This is a genomic window from Leclercia sp. GHBNCSD (assembly GCF_055805075.1).
The window spans coordinates 2029837-2054360 of sequence record NZ_JBQVYO010000001.1; the positions used below are offsets into that span (position 1 = coordinate 2029837).

A 24524-nucleotide genomic window follows, 5' to 3' on the forward strand; every position below is an offset into this window, starting at 1 on the left:
GTCTTTATTATTTGGCCTGGCTATCCAGTAATCCGGCGGCTACGGCAGGGGCTAAGCCCGGGGCCAGCGGCAGGCGGGGGATCACCAGGCAGTGCAGCAGATGGTAAATATCCTGCTTGCCGTCCCAGACTTTGGTGGTCACTTCGTTGTTGATGTCCAGCTCCTGCCACCAGGATCCGTTCTCGTAATCCATCAGGTATTTGATGCAGTAATCCCACCATTTCTGATACCAGGCTTCGTACTGCGCCTCGCCGGTCACGGTATAGAGGGCATAGGCCGTGCCCATCGCTTCGACGATCGGCCAGCGCACGCGTTCGCGCACAATAGGCTTACCATCCCAGCCGACGGAGTAGACGAAGCCGTCGGCCCCGTCCGGCGCCCAGGCATCGCGGATGGTGGCGTGGAACAGTCCTTTTGCGTCTTCCAGCAGCCACGCTGGCGGGGTTTCAAAGCGGGCTTCCAGTGCGGCGCGCAGATGCAACATCAGACGGCCCCACTCAATCCAGTGTCCCGGCGTACCGCCGTAGGCGCGGAAACGGTGGGCAGGGTTATCGATGTTGTAGTCGCGGATCGGGTTCCAGTTGGTGTCAAAATGCTCGTTAACGCGATACTCACCCTTGCGCGCCACGTCGTGAATAATCACCGAGGCGATGCGCAGGGCGCGGTCGAGCCATTTGCGATCGTGGGTGACGTCATAGACGATGAGGAAGGCTTCCACAGCGTGCATATTGGCATTGCCGCCACGGTAATCTTCCGTTTTGCTGAAGGCTTCGTCCCAGGATTCCAGGCACATTTGCTCCTGTTCGCTCCAGAAGTAGCGCTCAATCACCTCGATGGCGTCGTCCAGCAGCTTGCGCGCCTGCGGATGTCCGGTGGTAACGGCGCTCGCCGCGCCGAGCAGCACGAAGAAGTGCTGATAGCCCTGCTTGGAGGCATCCATCACCCCTTCATCGTTAACGCAGGCGTACCAGCCGCCATGCTGTTTGTCGCGCAGCGGGCCGTTCAGGGCATTGATGCCATGCTCAACCAGGGCGTATGCACCCGGGCGCCCCATATTGGCGGCCACCGCGTAGACGTGCAGCATACGGGCGGTGATCCACAGATGCGTGCCCATATCGCTGCGAACCTGGCCGTTATTGCCCAGCCAGCCAAAGCCGGTGGGAACGGCGGCGTTTTTGCCGAAGTCGAGAATGCGGTCGGTCTCTTGTTCGAGCCAGCGGTTATGGCTCAGGGTGTTAAACCATTTCATATTCGGGTCCTCTCTTAACGGCGGGCCATCATTTCGTCGACGATCTCGCCCAGACGCTGTAGTTTTGGTACAGAAATATCGCGGAGCATCAGCCCGGTGTCCGGCAGGCCAATCACTGATGACCAGACGGCGCGACCAGCTAAAAAGCCTGACGCGCCCGCCTGCATCGCCACGCTTACGGCGCGCGGGAAGAGCTTGTCGTCCACGCCGGAGGAGAGGATGACCCAGGGCATGTTGATCTGTTCGTTGAGCTTCTGCGAGGCCGCCAGCAGCGCCTGCTGCGTGCCTTTGCCAAACAGCGGCATCTCCACTTTGTAGAGATCGGCACCGCTGTCTCCCAGCTCTTTGGCCGCGTCGATAATCGCCTGCTCGCGGTTAAACGCGGCACCGCGGCGCGGCGGACGCACCACCGGCTCGATAATGCTCAACAGACCGTTGTCGTGACACAGCGTGTTGAACGCCTTCACCATCTCCAGACGCTGCTGCGGATCTTCGTCGCTGCGCCACAGCACCAGCAGCTTCAGCGCCTTGCCGCCATCGCGTTTGACCGCCTGCGCGTCGACATTCTTGTCGATCACCACGCTGTCGACAGGAATACCGTTCCCCGGAATAAACTCGTCAGCGGCCACAATCATCGCGCAGCTTTTCGCAACCGCCTGCTGCTCCACGATCTGGCGATAGCAGAACTGCTGGTCGACGAGGATCGCGGAGGCGTATGGCGACAGAATTTTCGCCGCGTTGACCTTAAAATCTGTCAGATGCTGGTCCGTGACCGGCACCGGCGCGCCTGCCGCAGCAAACATCAGGCGCATCGCTTCGCGCTGATCGACGGCCAGCATGGCAAAACCGCCGGAAGGTCGGGTGATATCTTTCAGGGTGTACATCGTCATTCCTCAGTCCTTTCGTATCAGTGTGATTTTTTCAGCCCGGCGGATGCGCGAACCTGTTCGAGAATGGCTGTCCAGTCTTCGCGCCCACGCCCGGCGGCGCGGGCCTGGTTGTAAACTTCGCGGGAGGCGGCGCCCAGCGGCATCGGAACGTGGAGCTGGTTGGCCACGTCCAGGGCGATCCCCAGATCTTTATGTGCAAGGTCGATCATAAAGGCGGGAGAAAGATCCCCTTTCAGCACCTTGTTCGGCCAGGAGGTGGTGAAGTGGCCTTTGCCCGCAGGGGTGCCGCTCATCACCTTCAGCGCCACCTCGAAAGAGAGGCCGAGGGCTTCACACAGCACGGCCGCCTCGGCAGAGAGGGCGTTCAGGGCGATACTCATGTAGTTATTGATGAGCTTCACGCGGATGCCCATGCCCGGCCCGCCGGCGTTAATCAGCTCATTGCCCATCGCCATTAAGACGGGGGTAGCGCGCTCAACCTGCTGCGCCGTACCGCCTGCCAGCAGGAGCAGCGTGCCGGCGATGGCGTGGTCAGAGGTGCGCCCGACGGGCACATCCATCAGGCTGAAGCCGCGTTCAGCCATGTCGCGGATCAGGGCGTCGGTTTGCAGGGGATGAATGGTGGACATATCGATCACCAGCGCATTGCGGGATAACCCTTCGCACACGCCGTGCTCGCCGAACAGTACGCTGCGCACCAGATCACCGTTGGGCAGCATGGTGATAACGAATTCGGCGTCCATTGCAGCCTGCGCGGGCGTAGTTGCTGCCTGGGCACCGCTTGCAACCAGCGTCTGAACCGCCTGGGGGTTCACATCAAAGACATGAAGCTGGTGGCCTTGCTTCAACAGATTCTTCGCCATTGGCGCGCCCATCTGCCCTAAACCGATAAATGCGATTGCTGACATGCCTCTCTCCTGTCATATCGTGTCAATTTTTGCGCGTTTATGTTGTCTGTTTTTGATCGTATTTGTAATTTATAGTCAAAAAATAGACATGGGTCACTTTTTAAACATTTGGTGAAATTAAAATGAGCGCAACAGAAAACGCAGAAGGAATCACCATGACTCGCATCGTTTGTGTTGGCATCACCGTGCTGGATCGCATCTGGTATCTCGATGATTTACCAAAGGAAGGTGGGAAATATGTCGCAAAAAATTATACGGAAGTGGGCGGCGGCCCGGCAGCAACCGCGGCGGTGGCGGCGGCAAAGCTGGGCGCGAAGGTGGATTTTATTGGCCGGGTGGGGGACGACGATACCGGGACAAGATTGCTCACGGAGCTGGAATCCCTGGGGGTGAATACCCGCTATACGCGCGTCGTGAAAGGTGCCCGCTCGTCCCAGTCCGCCGTGCTGGTGGATGCAGGCGGAGAACGCATTATTGCCAACTATCCCAGCCCGGATCTCCCTGCTTCGGCAGACTGGCTGCATGAAATCGACTTCTCTCAGTGGGACGTCGTATTAGCAGACGTGCGCTGGCATGAAGGGGCCAGAGAGGCGTTTACCCTTGCCCGCCAGCAGGGTGTGCCGACCCTGCTTGATGCGGATGTCACCCCGCAGGATATCGCGGAGCTGATTACCTTAAGCGATCACGCAGCCTTCTCTGCGCCGGGACTGCGGCGTTTAACGCAGCGGGAGGAAGTCGAAGAGGCGCTGAAAAAAGCACAAACGCTCACAAATGGACATGTGTATGTCACTCAGGGGCGAGACGGTTGCTTCTGGCTGGAGAACGGCGCGCTATGTCATCAGCCGGGCTTTGAGGTAGAGGTGGTTGATACCACCGGGGCGGGGGATGTTTTCCACGGTGCGCTGGCGGTTGGCCTGGGGCAAAAGCAATCTCCGTTGGAAGCGGTACGCTTCGCCAGCGCTGTTGCAGCATTGAAATGCACGAAGCCTGGCGGACGGGCTGGTATACCTGACTGTGATCAAACCCGCTCTTTTTTGTCACTTTTTGTATAAAATGCGGGGCGTGATGGTTTTCAGAGGACAGCCCATGAGCCTTACCGAACTGACCGGCAACCCGCGTCACGATCAGCTGCTAACGCTGATTGCCGACCGTGGCTATATGAACATTGATGAACTGGCGCAACTGCTGGATGTCTCCACGCAAACGGTGCGCCGGGATATTCGCAAGCTGAGTCAGCAGGGGCTGATTACGCGTCATCATGGCGGCGCGGGCAGGGCATCCAGCGTAGTTAACACCGCCTTCGAGCAGCGCGAAGTCTCCATGACCGAAGAGAAGCGGGCGATAGCCGAAGCCATTGCCGACTACATTCCCGATGGCTCAACCATCTTTATCACTATCGGGACGACCGTGGAGCACGTTGCCCGGGCGCTGCTTAACCATAATCATCTGCGCATCATCACCAACAGCCTGCGGGTGGCGCACATTCTTTATAAGAATCCACGTTTTGAGGTGATGGTCCCCGGCGGCACGCTGCGCCCGCACAATGGAGGCATTATCGGGCCTGCCGCCACGGCGTTCATCTCTGGCTTTCGCGCAGATTATCTGGTGACCAGCGTCGGCGCGATCGAGCAAGACGGCGCGATGATGGAGTTCGATGTCAATGAAGCCAGCGTGGTGAAAACCATGATGGCCCACGCCCGGCATATCTTACTGGCGGCCGATCATACGAAATATCACGCCTCTGCTGCGGTTGAAATTGGTAACGTGGCGCAGGCGACGGCGCTCTTTACTGACGAGCTACCCGGCTCCGCGCTACAAACGCACCTTAAATCGAGCAAAGTTGAAGTCATTGAAGTCAATTCAAACGACGAACAGCAGGCGGGTTAACCCTCTTCCGGTCCGACGGTGAGCGTCGGGCCGTTCCTTTCTTTAAGCTGAAGCTGGCGCATAGCCAAACATCTCCTTTCCCGCTACAGTTACTTTTCACGGCAAACAAGGAGAGAGAAATGCTCTATATCTTTGATTTAGGAAACGTAATTGTCGATATCGACTTCAATCGCGTGCTGGGCGCCTGGAGTAATTTCAGTCGCGTGCCGCTGGCGACGCTTAAACAAAGTTTTACGATGGGCGAGGCTTTTCATCAGCATGAGCGCGGTGAGATTTCGGATGAAGTTTTTGCCGAAAAGCTCTGCCATGAGATGGCCCTCCCCCTCAGTTACGAGCAATTTTCCCATGGATGGCAGGCGGTCTTTGTCGGTATCCGCCCTGAAGTGATTGCCATCATGCACAAACTGCGCGAGCAGGGGCATCGGGTGGTGGTACTTTCCAACACCAATCGTCTGCACACCACCTTCTGGCCAGAAGAGTATCCCGAAGTGAAAGCGGCTGCGGACAAGATCTATCTCTCTCAGGAGATGGGAATGCGTAAGCCGGAGGCGCGCATCTATCAGGCCGTTCTGCAGGCGGAAGGATTCTCTGCCGCCGATGCCGTCTTTTTTGACGATAACGTCGATAATATAGAGGGAGCTAACCAGGCAGGTATCACGTCAATTCTGGTGACCGGAAAAGAGACGATACCGAACTACTTTGCGAAGCAGTTATGCTAAAAAACGTTCATCAAAAAGCCAGCCACCACACCAGGCCGCTGCGTGCGTGGCTAAAACTTCTCTGGCACCGCATCGATGAGGACAACATGACCACGCTGGCAGGTAACCTTGCCTATGTGTCGTTGCTCTCTCTGGTGCCGCTGGTCGCGGTCATCTTTGCGCTTTTCGCCGCCTTTCCGATGTTTTCGGATGTCAGCCTGCAGTTGCGGCATTTTGTCTTTGCCAACTTTATGCCGGCAACCGGGGATGTCATCCAGAACTACATTGAGCAGTTTGTTGCTAACTCCAGCAAGATGACGGCGGTCGGTGCGGTGGGTCTTATTGTCACTGCGCTGTTGCTGATGTATGCCATTGATAGTGCCCTGAACACTATCTGGCGCAGCACCCGCGCACGGCCTAAAGTTTACTCGTTTGCGGTCTACTGGATGATCCTGACCCTGGGGCCATTACTGGCTGGAGCCAGTCTGGCGATCAGTTCCTATCTGCTCTCTTTGCGTTGGGCCAGCGATCTCAACAGCGTGATTGACGATGTGCTGCGGATCTTTCCGCTGTTCCTCTCCTGGCTCGCTTTCTGGCTGCTATACAGTATTGTGCCTACGACGCGCGTGCCTAACCGGGATGCGATGGTGGGCGCGCTGGTTGCCGCTCTGCTGTTTGAACTGGGCAAGAAAGGATTCGCGCTTTACATCACCATGTTCCCCTCCTATCAACTGATTTATGGCGTGCTGGCGGTGATCCCCATTTTGTTCCTCTGGGTTTACTGGACGTGGTGTATCGTCTTGCTTGGCGCGGAAATTACTGTCACTCTCGGGGTATACCGCGAGCTAAAAAAAGCAGCAGAAGCCGAAAAACAACGAGAAGCAGACCAACCATGATTGCATTGATTCAGCGCGTAACCCGTGCCAGCGTCACCGTGGAGGGGGAAGTGACGGGTGAAATTGGTCCGGGACTTTTAGTCCTGTTAGGTGTCGAAAGGGATGACGACGAGCAAAAAGCCAACCGCTTATGTGAACGCGTGTTGGGTTACCGCATCTTCAGCGATGCGGATGGCAAGATGAACCTTAACGTCCAGCAGGCGGGTGGCAGCGTGCTGGTGGTGTCACAGTTTACGCTGGCGGCTGATACCGAGCGCGGCATGCGCCCCAGCTTTTCTAAAGGGGCGGCGCCGGATCGGGCTGAAGCGCTCTATGAATACTTTGTTGAGCGTTGCCGCCAGCAAGAGATGCATACACAGACCGGACGATTCGCTGCGGATATGCAGGTTTCGCTGGTAAATGATGGCCCTGTCACTTTCTGGCTCCAGATATGAGTGAGCTGACGGTATGGCCGCGGGTAACCAGAGAGAGTACAGCTATGTATCACCTTCGAGTACCGCAAACGGAAGAAGAGTTAGCGCTTTACTACCAGTTCCGCTGGGAGATGTTACGTAAGCCATTACATCAGCCGAAAGGGTCGGAACGCGACGCCTGGGACGCGATGGCGCATCACCAGATGGTGATGGATGAAGAGGGCAATCTTGTCGCGGTTGGGCGGCTCTATATCAATGCCGATAATGAAGCCTCTATCCGCTTTATGGCGGTGCACCCTTCCGTACAGGATAAAGGTTTGGGCACATTAATGGCGATGACGCTGGAGTCCGTAGCCCGCCAGGAGGGTGTTAAGCGCGTCACCTGTAGCGCGCGCGAAGACGCGGTAGAGTTTTTTGCCAAGCTGGGTTTCATAAACCAGGGCGAAATCACCACCCCGCAAACCACCCCGATTCGTCATTTTTTGATGATCAAACCCATCGCCTCGCTGGATGATATTCTGCACCGCGCCGACTGGTGTGGACAGCTACAGCAGGCCTGGTATCAGCACATCCCCCTGAGCGAAAAGATGGGGGTGCGCATTCAGCAGTACACCGGGCAAAAATTTATCACCACCATGCCGGAGATCGGCAACCAGAACCCGCACCACACCCTGTTTGCCGGCAGCCTCTTCTCGCTGGCGACGCTCACCGGTTGGGGGCTTATCTGGCTCATGCTGCGCGAGCGCCATCTTGGTGGCACCATCATTCTGGCCGACGCCCATATTCGCTACAGCGCGCCAATCAGCGGCAAGCCGAGCGCAGTCGCCGACCTGGGTGCCCTGGGTGGCGATCTCGACCGCCTGGCGCGAGGCCGCAAGGCACGTGTGCAGATGCAGGTCGAACTGTTCGGCGATGAAACGCCTGGCGCGGTGTTTGAGGGGACCTATATCGTTCTTCCTGCGAAGCCGTATGGCGCGTATGAAGAGGGCGGGAACGAGGAGGAGTAGTGTCCGGGTTCGAGAGTTACCGGTGGTAAAAGAGGTAACTCTCATTTTCATATCGTCAGGCTAATGACTTAAAAACGATAGCCCATGCCCACGTTAAAACCATTAATTGAATAGTCGCGATCCATACTGGCTTTTGTGCCTTCATAGCCGAGATTAATGGAGAGATTATCGACCGGGTTCATCACCATTCCCACTCCCCAGGCGAAAGACGCTGATCTCTCGGAAATACCGTCATGGTGCACTTCATTATGACCATAATTCACCCAGCGGGTATTCCCGGACGCTTTTACCCATGCGGTACCGCCGAGGGCATAGAGTGAAACATAGTCATTAATGCGGTACGCCGGTCCTGCCAGCAAAGAGTAGTAATTTACGTCTATATCATTGTGAACAATGTCGCGGGTTGCTAAATAATCTTGTTTAGTGTGCGTTTTCATCCAGGTAAAAGAGCCAAGAAGGCCGATCGGTGAATCAAATTCATAGCGATACTGGACGTTAACGCCGTTCAGGTTGTCAAAATCTTTTACGTCGCTGTGCGCGTAGCCTAAAGAAAAGGTGTGATGATTTGCAAAGGCCAGGCTGCTGGTCAGAGAGGCAGCCAGTAAAATTACCAGAGCGCTTTTATTCATTGATGTAATCCATTAATCAAAGAAACTAAATATTTAATAATGATGGTAAGAGGGGAGCGTGAAGATTATTTTCCCTTTATCACACTGCCTTGGGCGATTTATTTTGCGTTGCTAGCTTTGCGGGTGCAAACCTTAATTGCTTTATCACCAATGTGGGATTTCTTAATTCGTTTTCTTTGTCTGCTCACCATGCAGAGACCCTGCTGCGGTACTCGCTCGCCAGGCTATATCCTGAATAACATCCCGGGCCGCCTGGCTAATCCCACCCAGTTGAAAGAAGCCGTGGATCACGCCAGACCAGCGTTGACAGGTAGAGTTCACCCCTTGATCGATCAGGTGATGATGCAAGGCTTCGCCTTCGTCGCACAATGGGTCATATTCGGCGGTAATGATATGAGTTTTCGGCAGGCCATAAAAATCGTCCCGCCACAATGGGCTGGCTTCAGGATGTTGGCGCTCGGTATGAAGAAGATACATGTCGTAACCGCTGAGTAGCGTGTCGCGGGTAATCACGTAGTCCGAACCATTGCGGGTGTAGCTTTCAAAACAGGCCGTTGCGTCGAGCATAGGATAGATAAGAATCAGCTGTGCAGGCTGCCACAAACCCGTGGTTTTGAGCCGCAGCGCAGTGACCAGGGCCAGGTGTCCGCCCGCGCTGTCTCCGCAAAGGGTGATACGGTTTTTATCCACCCCCAACCGTTCGGCGTTTTGCCAGAGCACGTTTGCCCCTTTCTCAGCGTCATCGTGAGCAGCCGGAAAGGTGTGCTCTGGTGCGAGCCGGTATTGCACCGCAATGACCCGGCAGTTGCCGTAATACGCCAGCTGACGCAGCTGGTTATCATGCGTATCGAAGCCGCCACTAACAAAACAACCCCCATGATAATAGATAACGGCAGGCAGCGTTGCGGGTGCATTGAGCGGTGAGAATATGCGAAAAATAATTCCGTCGAGTTCAAGCTTTGTCACCTGTACACGGGTTTCTTTCTCTCCGGCAAGCACCGTACTGGCAACGTAACCCGCTCTCCGGTCATCAATATTCTGGCGACGAGAAGAAGGTCGCCCTGCGGCGATAAACTCCTGAACCAGTTTATTAATACCTTTTTCCAGTGCCATAGATGCCTCCCTTTTCCTGTATGGATACACAGCGTTATAGCCTGGTTTTATGCAGATGAAAACAGAGGATTGTGATGAGGATTAGAATCTGGAAAGCGGCTCGCAAATGCGAATACAACGGTTTCACAGGATACAGGTGCGTTCCCACTGCACGCTTCCCTGATTTGCTCCTGCTGCTCTTTTGTCCAGGAATCAACCGTTCCCGGCTTGTTGGCCTCTATCGCTGCCAGCACATGCGCCAGCGAATTATTCTCAACTACCGTCTTCCCGCCCTGCGCCCCGGCCACCGCCGTACCGTCACCCGCCAGGCCGCCCGCAATACCCGCCGCGATGGTTGCCAGGCTGCTGATGGTCTGCTTCTGGCTTTCACTCAGCTCAGCCACCTCCTTCCCGTACATCTCCTTCGCAATCGAGCCTGCCAGCTCCCCGGCCACGGCACCTGCTGCGCCCGCCAGGGCGCTCTGCCCCTGCATGGCGGCGAGGGCGGCATTCGCCACCGCGTGGGCCGCGGCTTTTTCCATGCCGTCCTCCAGCCCGGAACGGTGCCCGATGACCTCCGCCACGTACGCGTATCCTTACTTTTCTTCATTAAGTTATTCTCAACAACAAAGTCATTAAGTTAGATATAGTTATCGACAAAAAACCATATTAATTCTTTTGGAAAAAATAAAATAAGGCATCCATATAACCACACCAAGTATTCCACTTACTAATAATCTTATGTCATCTGAATTCAGCTGCACGTTAAAAAGAATAGCAGGTAATACAGTAAAGTAGAGAGCAATAATTAATCCTGTTGCATAATAAGTGATCATTATTTTTCGAGTTCCTTTTTTGTGTCTAAAAAACAACCATGCTGCATAAAGAGAAATAATGAATCCATATATCAGAAACGAAAATGCTCCCATAGCGTAATAAGATAAAAAACCAATTTCATTAAAATGATTGAATGCAGTCATGGTGAAGCTGTAAAGTCCAATAGCACTACCAATAACACCCAAGATGAGCCCCAAAGCAGGAAGATACAGTAGTCCATTAATTTTGCTTAATTCCTCTTTCTCACAAGCATCACACAATCCAGACGTTTTGTTTGCTTCTATGATTTTACATTTTATACATTCCATTTTTATTCCCTCGTTCATTCATGGTGTGGCGATAATGTTTGGTTTTGTACCCCCATCACATGGATGGGGATTGCTATGTCATCTTTTTTTACTTTTCCTGTAGCGTTGGTAATAAATCCACCAACAGCCAGACCCTGAAAGAACCCCACAAAATACGCCAGTTTTTATTGCTTTTATAAAGTTAATATTTAGAAAGCTAAAATTAACTGAGTAATACAATGAATAAAAGAACTCTGTCCCAATCTGGACGAGCATAAACCATAGGGAAAAAACTAGCACAAGAGCTAAGTTGAGATACAAGAAAGTAAATAACCAATTAATTTTTTTACTTTTCATTTCTGCGCCTCCGAATGAACATTAATCCATTTTCCGGCCTGGTCATTTGAAAATTCAGTTGTCCCGGAACCGAATATATTTCCTGCAACTCCTGGCAACGGATCTAACGGCAAAGGTTTGGATATACCCATGCCAACATCAACCCATCCCCAGTTTTTCCAGTTTGGGTTAATAAACTTATCGAGTTGCCCCTGAAGCACCTTACCGGCACCATAACCCAGCCCGGAAGCCATACCGCTCATTGCTCCACCAATTAACGGATCATCTTCTTTCAGGTAACTGGACGTCGCTCCGCTGCCTGCATTTACTGCCATAGTGCCCCACAAGCCTGTTCCGGCTGTCAATGCACCAGTCCAGTAACCCAGAATGACGTCATTCGGATTTATTTCATGATTAATCAGCATGCCCACGCCTGCATTGGCACCGGCCCCAATCAGGCTGGTCGTAGCTGCGGCTCCCGGCAATAGCGGCCACGCCATTGCACTTCCCATTGCAGCTACCGCTGTTTCACACGACACCGGTGTTCCACCACTGCACGCTTCCCTGATTTGCTCCTGCTGCTCTTTTGTCCATGAATCAACGGTTCCCGGCTTGTTGGCCTCTATAGCCGCCAGGACATGCGCCAGCGAATTATTCTCAACCACCGTCTTCCCGCTCTGCGCCCCGGCCACTGCCGCAGCCGTACCGTCACCCGCCAGGCCGCCCGCAATAGCCGCCGCGATGGTCGCCAGGCTGCTGATGGTCTGTTTCTGGCTTTCACTCAGCTCAGCCACCTCCTTCCCGTACATCTCCTTCGCAATCGAACCTGCCAGCTCCCCGGCCACGGCACCTGCTGCGCCCGCCAGGGCGCTCTGCCCCTGCATGGCGGCGAGGGCGGCATTCGCCACCGCGTGGGCCGCGGCTTTTTCCATACCGTCTTCCAGCCCGGAACGGTGCCCGATAACCTCCGCCACGTACGGCGCAGCTGCCCCGGCCAGCGCACCCGCTATATCTCCGCCAGCCGCACCCTTCACGGCGGCGGTGGCGGCCTGGATGGCCCGCTGGATGTCGCTGCCGGTGCCGTACTCCGCCATCGCCGTGCGGCCCGCCTGTTCCGCAATCTCCTCCGGCGTCGGGCTGGCGTTGCCTCCGGCCCTGAGCTGCTCTTCGGCGGCACGCAGGGCGGCGGGGTCCTTCATGGCTTTTTGCTGCGCAATCTGGCCTTCGGTGCGGGCAATGTCCGACATCTGACTGCCGATATCGCTGATAAGCTGCGCCTCGTCGAGCCTGCGCTGCTCGCGCGCTTTGTCGAAGATAACATCGACGGTATCGTTGGCATTCGCCGTGTCGCGGGAGAGGCGGGCGGTATTCTGCTTCTGGCTGGCCGGGTCGCGGATGATGATATCGCCCTGCGCGACGGCGGAGCGGGTGGTGCCTTCGGCGCTGTCATGGTTGTTAATGCCGGCCAGCAGGTTGCTGGCCATATTGCCGGTGAACTGGCCGCCGATGCTGGCCCCGCCCGAACTGAAGCCCGCGCTCTGATGCTCAACCGAATACTCCGCGTGGTTGCGGATATCCCGCCAGCCCAGGGTCCCGGTGTCGAGGCGGTTGTTTTCAGCTGCCGCGGTGGAGGCAATAACGGCGCCATCCAGCTGGGTGTGGCCGCCCGTGCGGATATCAAAGCCGCCGTCACCCGCGAAGAGCCCGGTCTGCTCCTGCACTGATTTGTAATCGCTGTCCATTTTATCGCGACTGGCGCTGATGCCACCCGAGCCGGTCATCGTCCCGAGGCTGAAGTTGCCGCCTGCGTTGATGCCCTTCTGAGTGCTGTTATAGCTGTCGGTGTCCTGCTGGCTTTGCAGGGTAAGATTGCGGCCAACGTCCGCCACTATGTGTTCCCCGCTGGCTTGTGCGCCTCTCAGGGTGGTGTCGCGCCCGCTCACAATCACGAGATTATTCCCGGTGTTCAGCGTGGTTTCGGTGTAAGTGGTGGAATTGCCTTTCTCCTTACCTTTACCGGCATTGAGGCCAGCAGAGAAATTAATGCCCGCACCGCCGGAGCCATAGCCAATACCCATCCCCGCGCTGCCGCCGTGGCTCTCATTTTTACCGTCGAGCCGGGAGGTGTTTTGTGCGGAGATAAGGTTTACGTCGCGGCTGGCCTGAATCAGCATGTCGTTCTCTGCCGCAAGGCTGCTGCCCTGTACCAGCACATCGCCGTCGGTGGCTACCACGGTGAGGTTGTTCCCGGCGGTCAGGCTGCTTCCGCTGGCGTGCGTCTGTTCACGGGGCTGAGTCGTTTTCGATGACTGAGCACCGTAAGAAAGGCTGATGCCCACGGTGTTATCGTTGCCTTTCTGGTCGCCGGTGGCCTGGTCCAGGCGTAACGCCTGTGACGTCTGCACACCATAAAGCCCCGCTTTCACTGCCTGGAGGGCCGCCAGACGACCGCTGTCGGCTTCGCTGGCGCGTGTCGTTGTACGTACGGCGCTGTCGAGCGCACTGCCCGCGCTGCCGGACAGGGCCAGCGTCAGGCCTGAGGATTTTTGCTCGACCGTATGGGTCTGGCTGCTGCTCTCCGTGGCAGCGACGATGCGCACCTCTTTACCTGCCAGCGTCATGTCGTGACCGGCAACCAGATCGGAGCCGTTCACCTGAAGCGCATTACCGGCAGTCAGCGTGACGTCGCCATTAACCGAGCCGATTGTGCTGCCCCGGTGAGATACATCCTGCGCATCATCCGTCACCTTCAGGGTGTTGCTGCCGTAGCTAAAGCCGATGCCGCCCGTACCGGAGAAGCCGGACCTTTTCTCCTGCCGCTGATGGCTCTCCTGGCTGCGCTCTTCCGCTGTGGTAATGGTCAGGTTGTTCTGCGCCGAGAGGCGGAGATCGTTATCCCCGACAACATCGCTGCCCTGAACGAGCAGGTCACGTCCTGCCTGCATGGTTACGCTGTCGCCGCTGAAGAGGGAGCCCTGCGCTGTCTCGCTGTTCACCACATCGTGGGTAGTAATGGTTTTTTTAGAGAATGCGCTGCTACTGCTGGTGGATTTATGGTGCGACTCGAATTCGCTGCGATCGGTGGCGGCCACGATAGAAATGTCGCGACCTGCGCTGACGCCGAGGCTTTTGCCCGCCTCGACGGAGGCTGCTTCGGCGTTAACGTCGCGTCCGGCCATCATCAGGAGCGAGCCTTCGCCCGCCACCTCACTGCCCACCTGCTGCAGGGCGGCCTGCTTCAGCCAGTTATCTTTATCCCACGTCAGGTTATCGCTGGCTGAGGTGGTCACGGTGGCAAGGTTCAGATCGCGTCCGGCGTTAAGTATCGTCTGGCCGTCGCTGCCGCTGTTAACGACCTGCGCGGCGGTCAGGTTGAGATCCTGCCCCGCGTTTAGCACCAGCTTGCCGTCATCCCCCTGCACGTAGATACCCGCCACGCGCTCAATAGTGGTGCGCTCAAAGCTGTTTTTACCGGTCGTGCTTTCTGCGCTGCGGGTGGTGGTAGTGAGGTTGATATCACGTCCGGCAGTCGCCAGCACTGAATTGTGGCCGGAAATCGTACCGCCGATATTGTTGATATCCGTGCGGGCCAGCAGGCTGACGTCCGCTCCCTGAATCGTGCCGGCGCGGTTGGTAAGCATGTCTGCGCTAAGCTGTACCACCTCCCGGCCATGAAGCGTACCGCTGTTCACCAGATCGCGGTTCAGGTTCATCACTACGTTCTGGCCACCCATCAGCGCGCCAGAACCGTTAACGTCGCCCGGCTGTACGCGAACATACACCTGCGGCACCATTACCGTCTGCCAGCTTCCATCTGCAAGCTGCACGCGGGTATTGACCAGCCACACCATATCTTCTGTCAGCAGGCTCATCTGTTCGGCAGTGAGCGCCACGCCAGGTATGAGCTGATGCGCCTTGCCGAAGGCAATGCCTGCATCCATCAGCGCTCTGAATTGTGTTTCGTCGTCACGGTGATCGCCCAGGTAACGGCCGCCTGTCAGGGCAATAATCTGCTCACGAACCAGCCGCTGTTCGTAGTAACCGTCACCCAGACGTTTGTGCATGTTGTCATGGTTCAGCGCGAATGCGTCCTGCATGTAGTCGCTACCCAGCCACATTTTATTGTTTGTGAATCGCGGATCGGTTTCAATCAGATAATGGGCCTCCGGCGCCGGTAGGGTGTTGAACAGGCTGGTATCCGGCAGACGTGTATCGGGAGCGATCGCGCGGATCACGCCATTCTCCGCGCCGCTGGCAGGCGTTTCGATCCATTTTCCTGACGTATCGCTGGCAGGTGATTCCGGCGAGGCCACATCCACACCGACGGACAGGTCACCGGTTCCATTGAGCACGGCATCTGTCCCGCGTGCGGTGGCGGGGGAGAGGGTCATGCCGCTACCTTCGGCCTGGCTGTTGCCGTCCATCCTGCCGGGTGAGAGGGTAATCGACTGGATCACCGTGGGTGGCACATAGTCTGAGGTGCTTTTGCCCTGCGAGTCGCCGCCTTTTTTGGACTTACGGCTGTAGTGGGTCACGGAACCTTCATCGCTGATCCACCGGCTGCCTTCTGGCATCACGTTATCTACCGTATCGGCGAAGATACCGAGCGTTCCTCCCGCCACAATCTGGCTTTTGTCGTTCAGAACGTGGTTCGCGCTGATGACCATCTGGCCGCCCGAGAGGATCTTGCCCGGGTCGCTCTCTACAATCACCTCCTCTTCAATGGTGCGGGTATAGTTGTACTCGTAAAAGTTGTCATTATTGGCCCCGGTATCATCCGGCGTGTTGAGGTTCAACAGCTTGTCAGCAGAGTTGCGGTCGACAAACACGCCTTCAGTGCTGGCGTCCCAGCGGTCAGGCGATCCCTTATGCTGGTACTCGTGCATCTGCTCGGTGGAGATCCACTGCATTTCGGTACTGAAATGATCGTTGATGTTATTGAGCTGGCTGACAGAAAGGATCATATCGCCAGCAGATTCAATGGTCGCGCTGTGGTTGTTCAACGTGCGTGCCTGGCCGGTGGCAAAGCCGTTTTCGTTCACCTGACCGCCGATAGCCAGCGCGCCATCGCTGTAGATAAGCGCGTGGTCGCGGTTGTTGATTGTGTCCGCACCGATGTCCACGCGTTGACGACCGGCGATGGTTGCCGCTTTTTCACCTTGCGCGAGGTTGTTTAGCGTGGCCGCCTGGAGTGAAAGATGATCGCCATAGATGCGACCCGTTCCGGCGTTGGTCAGCGTGCCTGCTTTAAGCCACGTCTGGCTACCGTCGATAAGGCCGTAATTGTTGAGATCAGCGGTGACCGTAAGCCACGTCGCGCCAGCGGCAATCTCACCAGTCGTGGTATTCAGCAGGCTGGCGGCGCTGAAGTTAAGCTTCTCACCTGCCAGCAGGTTGCCGCTGTTGGTCACGCTGCCCAGCGTGGTAAAGGTGAGATTATCATTGGCGATGACATCCCCCTGGTTGTCAAAGGCCTGACGCGTGTTGATGGTCATCTCCCCGAGCGAAAGCAATCGCCCATCTCCCGTCAGCTCCTCCGCGTCAATGGTGGCCTTCTCACCGGCTAACGTCACGCCGCCAGTGTTGACAAGGCGCAGAGCCGCACCGCTCAGCGACAGTTCCCCTGCGGCAGACAGTTCGCCCTGGGTATTATCAAGGGTTCCGGCGTTAGCAATATCCAGCGTATCGCCGGAAAGCACCGTTCCTTGGGTGTTATCGAGCTGCTGGCTGACGATTTTTATCTCCAGCCCCTCTATACCTTTCTCCGCCGCCTGGGTGTTGCGGTTAACCAGGGAAGCGGCGTGAAGCGTCACCGTAGCGCCGCTGCGCATCAGCCCCAGGGTGTTGTCGATAAGCCCGGATACGGCGTTAACCATCAGGTTGCCGAGAGACTGTATCTCACCCTGCTGGTTATCCACACGCTCAAGATCCAACGCGATCGCCTGTTCGCTTACCACGCGCCCACCGGTACGGTTGTCCAGCGAAGTTGCCTTCAGCGTAACGTCGCCCTTCGCCCCGAGTGTGCCGTTCTGGTTGTTCAGCTCACCCGTTGCCAGCTGCATCGCCGCCAGGCTATAGAGCGTGCCCTGCTGGTTATTCAGCAGATGGCCGTGCGTATCAAGGGAGATGCCTGTGCCCTGAATAATCCCCTCGCGGTTATCCGTATCGCTTTGTGTTGCGAGCTTCAGCGCCTCCAGTGCGACCAGCTTGCCAGCGATATTGCTGAAGCGGGCGGCGTTCACCGTCGCCCCTTTTCCTGCCAGCACGACCCCGGTATTGTTTTGCAGGTCGTTTGTGGTGATCGACATATTTCCCTGACTGACGATCCCGCCCGCGTCCCCGCTGTCGCGGTTGCTGATATGTTCACTGTTTAGCGTGAGATCGCCACCGCTCTGCACCAGCCCGCCGCTGTCGTTATCCAGCCGTTGCGCCGTAAGGCTGAGATCGCGTTGAGCAACCAGAGTCCCTTGCTGATTGACGATCCCGGCCGTTTCCAGACGCGCGTTATCGCCAGAGACCAGCACTCCCTGCGTGTTGTCCAGCGTTTCGGTACTGGCGTTCAGTGCTCCCCCTGCGTGGATGGCGCCGAGCTGGTTATCGATGGCGCTGGCGTGAATATTCAGCTCACCAACACTGACGATGCCCCCCGTGGCGAGGGTATTTTTGTTTGAAAGGCGGCTACCGTGAGTATTGATGGCCATTCCTGCGCCGGACTGGATAAGCCCTTCGTCGTTATTCAGTGCGCCGCTGTCGAGGGCCAGGGTGCTGCGGGCAGCGATTTGCCCGCCGACGTTCGTTACCTGGTTTTTACTGGTGAGTGCGATGTGGCCGTTTTCAGCACTGATAAGCCCGTCGTCATTGCGCAATGTGTCTGTCGTCACGCTGACGTTTTGCGCGGCAGCCAGCACGCCCTCGTGGTTATCCACTCCGCCGGTTGTCTGCAATGAAAGACTGCCCATCTCAGCCGCCAGAATGTGGCCTTTACGGTTATCCAGCGAGGCGGTATTCACAGTTATCGCGGCATTGGCGGCAATCATGCCGTCGCGGTTATCGATTCCGCCCTGTTGGTTGAGTGCCAGCGCCTCTGTCCCGCTCTGGCTGATCTGACCTTTCTGGTTCAGTAACGCTTTCGCCGTAAGCGTGAGTTTCCCGGCAGCCAGCAGGCCGCTGCGGTTATCGTGGGTGCCGGGCGTTATGGCGCTAAGCGTGTCATCCGCCACAATCTGTGCGCTGGCGGTACTTAGATCGCCTTGTCCAGAGTTGAGGGTAATGTTTTTCGCCTGCGTCAGGCTGCCGGAAGCGTCCAAACCTTGGCCGGAGGCGTTCAGGTTACCACCGGCCAGATTCTGTCCGTGCAGTTCTAGCTTACCGCTGGCGCTGAGCATCAGATCTCCACCGCTGCCCATTGTGCCGTCTGGCTGAACGCCTGCGGCCAAGGTACCGGTGTTGGTAATCGTTTTGCCTGTGAGGCTGACATTATGCTGAGCGGCGATAGATCCGCTGTTCTGCACCTCGGCGGTGCCAGAGATGGCAATATCTTCTGAAGACCAGACGGCGCCGCTGTTCTGGATTTGTCCATCGGCGGAGAGGGTGACCATTCCGGCTTCTGCGCCGATGTTGCCCGCATTACGTACGCCGACGCCTTTTTCCGTCCCGCGAAGGCGAATTTTCCCCGCGTACATGCCGCCCACTTGCGAGACATCCAGCGCCAGGCTGGGTTTTGCCGTGCCGTTATCCGCGAGCGCGTCGATCTGTTCATGAGCAGCATCGACGCGGTTACGCCCGGTTGTCACACGTAAATCCTGAGCATGAATGGCGGCGTTTACCTTCACCGCACGACCAATAATATCGGTGTGGTTCTGGCCGGTTGAATCCAGCCCGTTGCCGTTAATGTGAATTTCACCTTGCTCAACCTGATAGCCGGTTATCTTTCCGTTCTGCATCTGCGCGGTACCGGTGGTGAGCGTGGCGCGTCCGGCATTGATAAATCCACAGCCATTACAGGTAATGCCCGACGGGCTGGCGATGACCACGTCCGCTTTTTGGCCTGCCACTTCGATAAAGCCGTTAAGCTGGCTTGGATTGCGAGCGTTAACCTCGTTGAGGATAATTTTCGCCTCGCCTTTGGCCAGCCATGGGTTGGCAGCGACCATTCCGCCAAGCTGAGTAGCGGTATTTTTATGAGAGTTGTTAAGGATGACCCCGTTCTGGCCAACGTCGAACTGGCTATAAGTATTCCTGGAGACGCCTCCTGGAGATGGCGTCTGGATATTCACCTGCGGTGTACCATTGGCGGTGCTGATGATGGTCGCCTGCTGTTTATTCGGCGCTGATTGATCTGCCACAATCCCGGCCGCCTGTACCGCTATCGCACCGCTTGCCAGCCACAGACCGAGGCTAATCGCACCTATACGGCAGATAAGGCACTGGTGGTTATGCGAAATCCCGGAAGAGGGCGCGCTGCCGGAACAGCCACGGGCAAGCTCCGATACCACCATCAGCATGCCGCGCGCTTTGTTGAAGACGATACGGTAAAGAAGTTTGTTCATGTGAAAATCCTTTTATTTTTTATCCGTGCAGCGGATGCGTCTTTTTCCAGTCCAGCAGCGTGTCGCGCGTCACCCGTTTGCCATAAAAGGTTCTGATACGACGCCCCTTTTCACCGCCGCGATGCCATAGCGAGCGGCCAATCTGATGCGGGAAAATCTCCTCGCGCAACAGGCGGAACAGGGCTTCCGTATGGCCAAAGGGGGCGATAAAGTCGCGAAACCACAACCGATCCCCGTTGCACCAGTCGGCTTCCGGCAGGACAACCGTCGCGTCGTTGAGATAGCGATGTTCAGCCTCTTCGTTCATCCATGCCCAGCTCAGAAAAAAGATCGGGCGGCCTTCCTTTTCCACCAGCACGTACTGCTGACGTTTGATAACCGGTAGAAGGACAACGGGCAGCACGTGCAGCGGAGCATCCCGGTGGTTGAAAGAGTGCATCCAAAGCCAGACCGATGCGCCAAAGGCTTCCGCTTCATTAAGGGTATTGCCCAGCACCAGCGGGCAGTGGACCGTAAATTCACCGTAGCGCATCGTCATAACGCCATATTCAGGTTAAAGCCGAAGGTGGCGGGGCTGGTTTTAAAGCCTTCTGGACGAGAGAACGGAACGCCGGCAAACATGTCAAAGCCCACTTTCCACAGTGTGCCGCGCAGCCCGGTGGCCCCCCCGGCGAGGTGGTTTCCGGTCAGGTATTCCGTTCCTTTGCCTGCCACTTCGCCGTAATCGGCAGCCAGATAGAATTCGGTGTCCGGAAGAGGGATCTGCCAAGAGAGATCGTTACGCACCAGCCAGCCGCGATCGGCATTTAGCGTGCGTTCCCCATCGAAACCGCGGACGGTCCAGCGACCGCCGATAGAGAACTGATCCTGCGTGGTGAGCGGCGTATTACTGGTCTGACGCTGCCATGCAATGTCGTAACGGAAACGCTGGTTGACCAGCGCAAACGGCAGACTCAGACGTGCATCGGTACGCAGAATGCGGCTTAGCGCCGTGGCTTCACCGAACATCTCTTCTGGCGCTGGCTGAGCGCCAAACCAGCGAGTACCGCGTTGATAGCTTATTCCGGCATCCAGCGTTGCCGGGCCAAGGTAGTGGCGATGCTGGAGCCCGGCTTTCCATGAGGAGACGTGTCGGCGTTGAACTTCAATTTCTGTGTCGCTGATGTAGTTACGCGTCGTACGACTCTCGACGTCCCAGGTGAATGAGGTTTTTTGCGCGCTGCTGCGGTGCAGAACCCGGCTGAGTTGCGCCACCAGACTCTGGCTCTTACCGCTATAACGGTAATCGTCGCTCAGCCCGGCCACCGTCTGGTGATAGTGATAATCGCTGCCGGTAAGAGAAAAGGCCCACCAGCCCACCGGAACAGACCAGTGGGCGCTAAGGTTCTGGTTACCTTTTTCCGGCCCGGTTTGCAGATCGTGGTTAACGGAAAACCAGAACAGATCGCTCAACGCCAGCGGGTTATCCAGTGAGAGGGTGAGTCCCCCCTGATAGCGCCCGGTTGACGTCGAACCTGCGTCATCCAACGACAGACCAAGCCGCCAGAATTTGCTCTGCTGGCGGGAGATAATGATATCACTCTCGCCAGGTTGCTCGGCGGGAACAATCTCCATCTCCACCTGCACGGTGGGCAGGCGCTGCAGATTTTCCAGCCCTTGCTCAATGTCCCGCAGATCCAGCAAATTGCCGTCATGAGCCGGAAAGGCGCTATAGAGCCAAAGCCAGCGGCTGCTGTCATCGGTAAAGGTGACGTGCCGAATGGTTCCCGGGATAACGGCCAGCTTTAAATGACCATTTTTAATATCCTGTCCAGGAGCCAGCACGCGTGCGGTCGTCCAGCCGTGAGATATCAGCCGGTTCTGAAGCGAACTCATCAGCTGATTAATGCCGTGTGCGCCCAGGCATCTGCCGACCGCACGATCGGCGAGGCGCTGCAATAGCAACCAGGGCGGTAGGGCTTCCTGACCGGTAAGCGTGACATCATGGATAACGAAACAGGGAGATTCGTCAGGAAACGCTGCGCTTGCGCCGTCTTCCACGGTAGTGGCAAGCCGGACATCCGGCACAGGTGGGTTCAGTTGCGCTTCCAGCACCTGCTGGCGTTGCTGCTGAAGGATAAACTGCCCATCCCCTGGCGCAGCGTTAGTAGCCGTCGTAAGGCAGAATAAAGCGCTGTTGAGGAAAATCGGTATGCACGTCGCCAGGCGTCGAAGTTCCATTTCGATACCATCCCTTACAAAATGTAATTTTTTAGGGGGGCAATAGTGAAGAAGGAGAGGCGGATTATCTATACAGAGAAGGTAAACAGAATCCTAAAATGCAGCGTGCACGTACTGTAGGCCGGGCAAGCTTGCGCCGCCCGGCACTCTCACAGGAGATTACTCCCCTTCACCCGGGAACAGGAACGGGTTAATAGAGCTGCGGGCAAAGCCCTCCTGCTCCATTTTGGCGTCCAGTATCAGCGTGGCAAGATCGTCGGCGACGGCCTCCACTTTCGGGTCTTTTTCCTGATACAAAATCTTCAGGTAGGTGCCGCAATCGCCGCAGCTCTCGGCTTTCACCGCGGACTGTTCATTTTCCAGCGACCAGTAGTGCAGATCGCGGGTCTGTTCACAGTTGCTGCACTTCACGCGCACCACGTGCCACTCGGTTTCACACAGGTTGCAGTGCAGGTAGCGCAACCCCTGAGTGGTCCCAATTTGCACCATGCTGGAGACCGGCATCGAACCGCACACCGGGCAGAACTGGCGGGCTTCACCATATTCAGCGCGGGCTTTACCCGGGATGAGGCTCGCCATTTGCGCCCAGTAGAGCGACAGGGCAGCCCAGATGAACGGGGCTTTATCGCTGCTGACCGAGGCAAAATCAGAGGCAAACAGCGCGCTCGCCATCTGCTCCAGCTCCTGCTCGGAGGCTTTCTCAAGATTCTCGATCACCGCCAGCGCCGGGCCGCTCATCTCAGGCTTCAGTTCGGCAATAAGCGAATGCAGCAGCTTATGCCAGTGCTTGTCGCGCGGCAGAACGTGGATATCCAGCGGCGGTTTGCCCTGCTCGTTCGCCTCTTTAATGCGCGCGGTCAGGTCCATCTGCAGCGGATGGTCGTACAGCACCACTTCCTGGGCGTGGGCGATCAGCGCCGCAAAGCGCAGATAGTCGCCAAGCGGGTTGCTCTCAGCCAGCTCACGCAGGCGTTCCGCGCGGCGGTTGTAGAGGTTTTTTAGTCTGGGGAACAGTAACGGCGGAATCACTTCCGCCGTGCGTTTCTCGCTCGAACCCAGCTCATCTTGCGGGATTATGCGAATACTCATTCAGTTTTCTTTTCCGTTGTCTTTCGGACTTCGCGGTACCAGCGCGGGTGATGTTTCTTCGCCCACGTTTTGGTAACCCAGCCCTCCACCATCGCGGTAATGGTGCCTTTCACCCAGAGGGCGGCGTAGATATGCACCATGATAACCACAATTAACGCCACTGCGGCAAATGAATGCAGCATTAACGCAAATCGGATTACCGGGATTGAGAAAGCAGGCGCAAAGTACGGACGCCAGATGATCACGCCGCTCACCAGCAACAGGACCAGGAAGATAATCGCCGCCCAGAATACGCACTTCTGGCCGAAGTTATAACGCCCGGTGTCACCCACTTCCTCGTTGACGACGATCTTACGAATATTCTTCGCCCAAAAGATATCATCCCGATTGATTAGGTTATGGTGCCAGTAACGGAAAAACATGATGATGAACGAGGCAAACATCACCACACCCACGAACGGGTGCAGGATGCGCGCCAGCTGCGGCGTACCCAGGATCTGCATCAGCCAGTTGAAGGAGGGGAAGAAGAACCCCAGCCCGCTTATCGCCGCCAGCATGAAGCAGAAGGCGGTGACCCAGTGGTTGATACGTTCCGGCGCCGTGTAGCGCACGATGGTGTCACGTCTTTTCATTTGCGCACCTCGTCTTTCTCTTCATCCAGGTTGTCCTCTTCCTCTTCCGCACGGTTCGGACCGACACCCACGTAGTGGAAGATGCTCGCGGCGAAGGTGGCAGCAAAGCCCACCGCTGCCAGCGGCTTCCAGATACCTTTCCAGAACTTCACGGTGGCGCTGATCTCCGGGTTCTCCGGCAGGCCATGGTACAGATTCGGCTTGTCGGCGTGGTGCAGCACGTACATGACGTGCGTGCCGCCAACACCGGCCGGATCGTACAGGCCCGCGTTGTCGTAGCCGCGGGTTTTCAGCTCGGCTACGCGCTCACCCGCCAGGGTTTTCATATCCTCTTTGGAGCCAAAGTGGATAGCGCCGGTCGGGCAGGTCTTCACGCACGCCGGCTCCTGGCCGACGTTCACGCGGTCAACGCACAGCGTGCATTTGTAGACGCGGTTGTCTTCCGGGTTCATGCGCGGCACGTCGAACGGGCAGCCGGCGATGCAGTAGCCGCAGCCGATGCACTGCTCGGACTGGAAGTCGACGATGCCGTTGGCATACTGAATGATCGCTCCTTCCGACGGACACGCCTTAAGGCAGCCCGGATCCGCACAGTGCATACAGCCATCTTTGCGGATCAGCCACTCCAGTTTGTCGTTCTGCTCCACTTCCGAGAAGCGCATTACCGTCCAGGACTTGGCGGTCAGGTCGGCGGGGTTATCATAAACCCCGACGTTGTGACCCACTTCGTCACGGATGTCGTTCCACTCTGAACAGGCCACCTGACAGGCTTTACAGCCGATACAGGTGGTTACGTCGATAAGCTTCGCCACTTCCTGCTGGTGGTCCCGCGCCTGGGGCGCGGGGGTGAACCCGTTAGTCGCGGAACGACGAATGATGTCTTGCGATTGATAAGCCATAAGTCG

Annotated in this window: 18 protein-coding genes and 1 pseudogene; 6 read left to right on the top strand and 13 right to left on the bottom strand. The window is 56.8% G+C overall.

Annotated features, from left to right (window positions below; genetic code table 11):
* Positions 1 to 7: 7 nt before the first annotated feature.
* Genes yihS through yihU form a run of 3 tightly spaced genes read right to left on the bottom strand, consistent with a single transcriptional unit; the run spans position 8 to position 3047 of the window.
* Complete coding sequence (gene yihS / locus ACT3IC_RS09830) at positions 8 to 1249, bottom strand: sulfoquinovose isomerase (RefSeq protein WP_159340286.1); 1242 nt, start codon at positions 1247 to 1249, stop codon at positions 8 to 10.
* A 14-nt stretch (positions 1250 to 1263) separates the two neighbouring features.
* Positions 1264 to 2139, bottom strand: a complete 876-nt coding sequence (gene yihT, locus ACT3IC_RS09835) for a sulfofructosephosphate aldolase (RefSeq protein ID WP_180210425.1) — start codon at positions 2137 to 2139, stop codon at positions 1264 to 1266.
* 17 nt (positions 2140 to 2156) lie between these two features.
* Positions 2157 to 3047 (bottom strand): sulfolactaldehyde 3-reductase, encoded by an 891-nt coding sequence (yihU, locus tag ACT3IC_RS09840; protein WP_159340287.1) that lies wholly within the window; start codon positions 3045 to 3047, stop codon positions 2157 to 2159.
* 155 nt (positions 3048 to 3202) lie between these two features.
* On the opposite strand from yihU, the gene ACT3IC_RS09845 reads away from it, so the two are divergent.
* The 6 genes from ACT3IC_RS09845 (at position 3203) to fabY (ending at position 7948) form a co-directional block, all read left to right on the top strand.
* Entirely contained in the window at positions 3203 to 4099 is an 897-nt protein-coding gene (locus tag ACT3IC_RS09845) for a sugar kinase (protein ID WP_156655400.1), read from the top strand.
* A gap of 34 nt (positions 4100 to 4133) precedes the next feature.
* Complete coding sequence (locus ACT3IC_RS09850; protein WP_156655399.1) at positions 4134 to 4934, top strand: DeoR/GlpR family DNA-binding transcription regulator; 801 nt, start codon at positions 4134 to 4136, stop codon at positions 4932 to 4934.
* Between the two features lie 119 nt (positions 4935 to 5053).
* Positions 5054 to 5653, top strand: coding sequence for a glucose-1-phosphatase (gene yihX, locus ACT3IC_RS09855; RefSeq protein ID WP_180210423.1), 600 nt, complete (start codon positions 5054 to 5056; stop codon positions 5651 to 5653).
* Complete coding sequence (locus tag ACT3IC_RS09860; RefSeq protein ID WP_114316354.1) at positions 5647 to 6528, top strand: virulence factor BrkB family protein; 882 nt, start codon at positions 5647 to 5649, stop codon at positions 6526 to 6528. Before yihX ends, ACT3IC_RS09860 begins: the two co-directional genes overlap by 7 nt.
* Positions 6525 to 6962, top strand: coding sequence for a D-aminoacyl-tRNA deacylase (gene dtd, locus ACT3IC_RS09865; protein WP_103177564.1), 438 nt, complete (start codon positions 6525 to 6527; stop codon positions 6960 to 6962). Before ACT3IC_RS09860 ends, dtd begins: the two co-directional genes overlap by 4 nt.
* 44 nt (positions 6963 to 7006) lie before the next feature.
* Positions 7007 to 7948, top strand: a complete 942-nt coding sequence (gene fabY / locus ACT3IC_RS09870) for a fatty acid biosynthesis protein FabY (protein WP_032615389.1) — start codon at positions 7007 to 7009, stop codon at positions 7946 to 7948.
* A gap of 68 nt (positions 7949 to 8016) precedes the next feature.
* On the opposite strand, the gene ACT3IC_RS09875 is transcribed toward fabY, so the two are convergent.
* The 10 genes and pseudogenes from ACT3IC_RS09875 to fdxH all read right to left on the bottom strand — a co-directional run bounded on the left by ACT3IC_RS09875 (position 8017) and on the right by fdxH (position 24518).
* A complete protein-coding gene (locus ACT3IC_RS09875) occupies positions 8017 to 8577 on the bottom strand; it encodes an Ail/Lom family outer membrane beta-barrel protein (RefSeq protein ID WP_103177562.1) in 561 nt (186 codons plus the stop codon).
* Between the two features lie 162 nt (positions 8578 to 8739).
* Positions 8740 to 9690, bottom strand: a complete 951-nt coding sequence (locus ACT3IC_RS09880; protein WP_473477306.1) for an alpha/beta hydrolase — start codon at positions 9688 to 9690, stop codon at positions 8740 to 8742.
* Positions 9691 to 9928: 238 nt separating this feature from the next.
* Positions 9929 to 10256: pseudogene (locus ACT3IC_RS09885) on the bottom strand (VENN motif pre-toxin domain-containing protein); the annotation flags it as partial.
* Positions 10257 to 10319: 63 nt separating this feature from the next.
* Positions 10320 to 10814 (bottom strand): DUF2569 domain-containing protein, encoded by a 495-nt coding sequence (locus tag ACT3IC_RS09890; protein WP_156655394.1) that lies wholly within the window; start codon positions 10812 to 10814, stop codon positions 10320 to 10322.
* A 332-nt stretch (positions 10815 to 11146) separates the two neighbouring features.
* Positions 11147 to 19678 (bottom strand): hemagglutinin repeat-containing protein, encoded by an 8532-nt coding sequence (locus ACT3IC_RS09895; RefSeq protein ID WP_473477310.1) that lies wholly within the window; start codon positions 19676 to 19678, stop codon positions 11147 to 11149.
* A gap of 19 nt (positions 19679 to 19697) precedes the next feature.
* A complete protein-coding gene (locus ACT3IC_RS09900) occupies positions 19698 to 20210 on the bottom strand; it encodes a toxin-activating lysine-acyltransferase (RefSeq protein WP_159340316.1) in 513 nt (170 codons plus the stop codon).
* Between the two features lie 2 nt (positions 20211 to 20212).
* Positions 20213 to 21898 carry a ShlB/FhaC/HecB family hemolysin secretion/activation protein gene (locus tag ACT3IC_RS09905; protein WP_159340291.1) on the bottom strand — a complete coding sequence of 562 codons (1686 nt, stop codon included), beginning with the start codon at positions 21896 to 21898 and terminating at the stop codon, positions 20213 to 20215.
* 159 nt (positions 21899 to 22057) lie between these two features.
* Entirely contained in the window at positions 22058 to 22987 is a 930-nt protein-coding gene (gene fdhE / locus ACT3IC_RS09910; RefSeq protein WP_156655390.1) for a formate dehydrogenase accessory protein FdhE, read from the bottom strand.
* Positions 22984 to 23619 (bottom strand): formate dehydrogenase cytochrome b556 subunit, encoded by a 636-nt coding sequence (fdoI, locus tag ACT3IC_RS09915; RefSeq protein WP_103177557.1) that lies wholly within the window; start codon positions 23617 to 23619, stop codon positions 22984 to 22986. The genes fdhE and fdoI overlap by 4 nt, the downstream gene beginning before the upstream one ends.
* Positions 23616 to 24518, bottom strand: coding sequence for a formate dehydrogenase subunit beta (gene fdxH, locus ACT3IC_RS09920; RefSeq protein ID WP_103177556.1), 903 nt, complete (start codon positions 24516 to 24518; stop codon positions 23616 to 23618). The genes fdoI and fdxH overlap by 4 nt, the downstream gene beginning before the upstream one ends.
* Positions 24519 to 24524: the final 6 nt, after the last annotated feature.

Excerpts from the sequence above, each read along its gene's own strand:
- dtd (WP_103177564.1), top strand. The coding sequence starts at position 6,525 with ATGATTGCATTGATTCAGCGCGTAACCCGTGCCAGCGTCACCGTGGAG.
- fdhE (WP_156655390.1), bottom strand. The coding sequence starts at position 22,987 with ATGAGTATTCGCATAATCCCGCAAGATGAGCTGGGTTCGAGCGAGAAA.
- yihU (WP_159340287.1), bottom strand. The coding sequence starts at position 3,047 with ATGTCAGCAATCGCATTTATCGGTTTAGGGCAGATGGGCGCGCCAATG.
- fdxH (WP_103177556.1), bottom strand. The coding sequence starts at position 24,518 with ATGGCTTATCAATCGCAAGACATCATTCGTCGTTCCGCGACTAACGGG.
- ACT3IC_RS09905 (WP_159340291.1), bottom strand. The coding sequence starts at position 21,898 with ATGGAACTTCGACGCCTGGCGACGTGCATACCGATTTTCCTCAACAGC.
- ACT3IC_RS09880 (WP_473477306.1), bottom strand. The coding sequence starts at position 9,690 with ATGGCACTGGAAAAAGGTATTAATAAACTGGTTCAGGAGTTTATCGCC.
- ACT3IC_RS09900 (WP_159340316.1), bottom strand. The coding sequence starts at position 20,210 with ATGCGCTACGGTGAATTTACGGTCCACTGCCCGCTGGTGCTGGGCAAT.
- fdoI (WP_103177557.1), bottom strand. The coding sequence starts at position 23,619 with ATGAAAAGACGTGACACCATCGTGCGCTACACGGCGCCGGAACGTATC.
- yihT (WP_180210425.1), bottom strand. The coding sequence starts at position 2,139 with ATGACGATGTACACCCTGAAAGATATCACCCGACCTTCCGGCGGTTTT.
- yihS (WP_159340286.1), bottom strand. The coding sequence starts at position 1,249 with ATGAAATGGTTTAACACCCTGAGCCATAACCGCTGGCTCGAACAAGAG.
- fabY (WP_032615389.1), top strand. The coding sequence starts at position 7,007 with ATGTATCACCTTCGAGTACCGCAAACGGAAGAAGAGTTAGCGCTTTAC.
- ACT3IC_RS09875 (WP_103177562.1), bottom strand. The coding sequence starts at position 8,577 with ATGAATAAAAGCGCTCTGGTAATTTTACTGGCTGCCTCTCTGACCAGC.
- ACT3IC_RS09850 (WP_156655399.1), top strand. The coding sequence starts at position 4,134 with ATGAGCCTTACCGAACTGACCGGCAACCCGCGTCACGATCAGCTGCTA.
- ACT3IC_RS09845 (WP_156655400.1), top strand. The coding sequence starts at position 3,203 with ATGACTCGCATCGTTTGTGTTGGCATCACCGTGCTGGATCGCATCTGG.
- ACT3IC_RS09890 (WP_156655394.1), bottom strand. The coding sequence starts at position 10,814 with ATGGAATGTATAAAATGTAAAATCATAGAAGCAAACAAAACGTCTGGA.
- ACT3IC_RS09860 (WP_114316354.1), top strand. The coding sequence starts at position 5,647 with ATGCTAAAAAACGTTCATCAAAAAGCCAGCCACCACACCAGGCCGCTG.
- yihX (WP_180210423.1), top strand. The coding sequence starts at position 5,054 with ATGCTCTATATCTTTGATTTAGGAAACGTAATTGTCGATATCGACTTC.
- ACT3IC_RS09895 (WP_473477310.1), bottom strand. The coding sequence starts at position 19,678 with ATGAACAAACTTCTTTACCGTATCGTCTTCAACAAAGCGCGCGGCATG.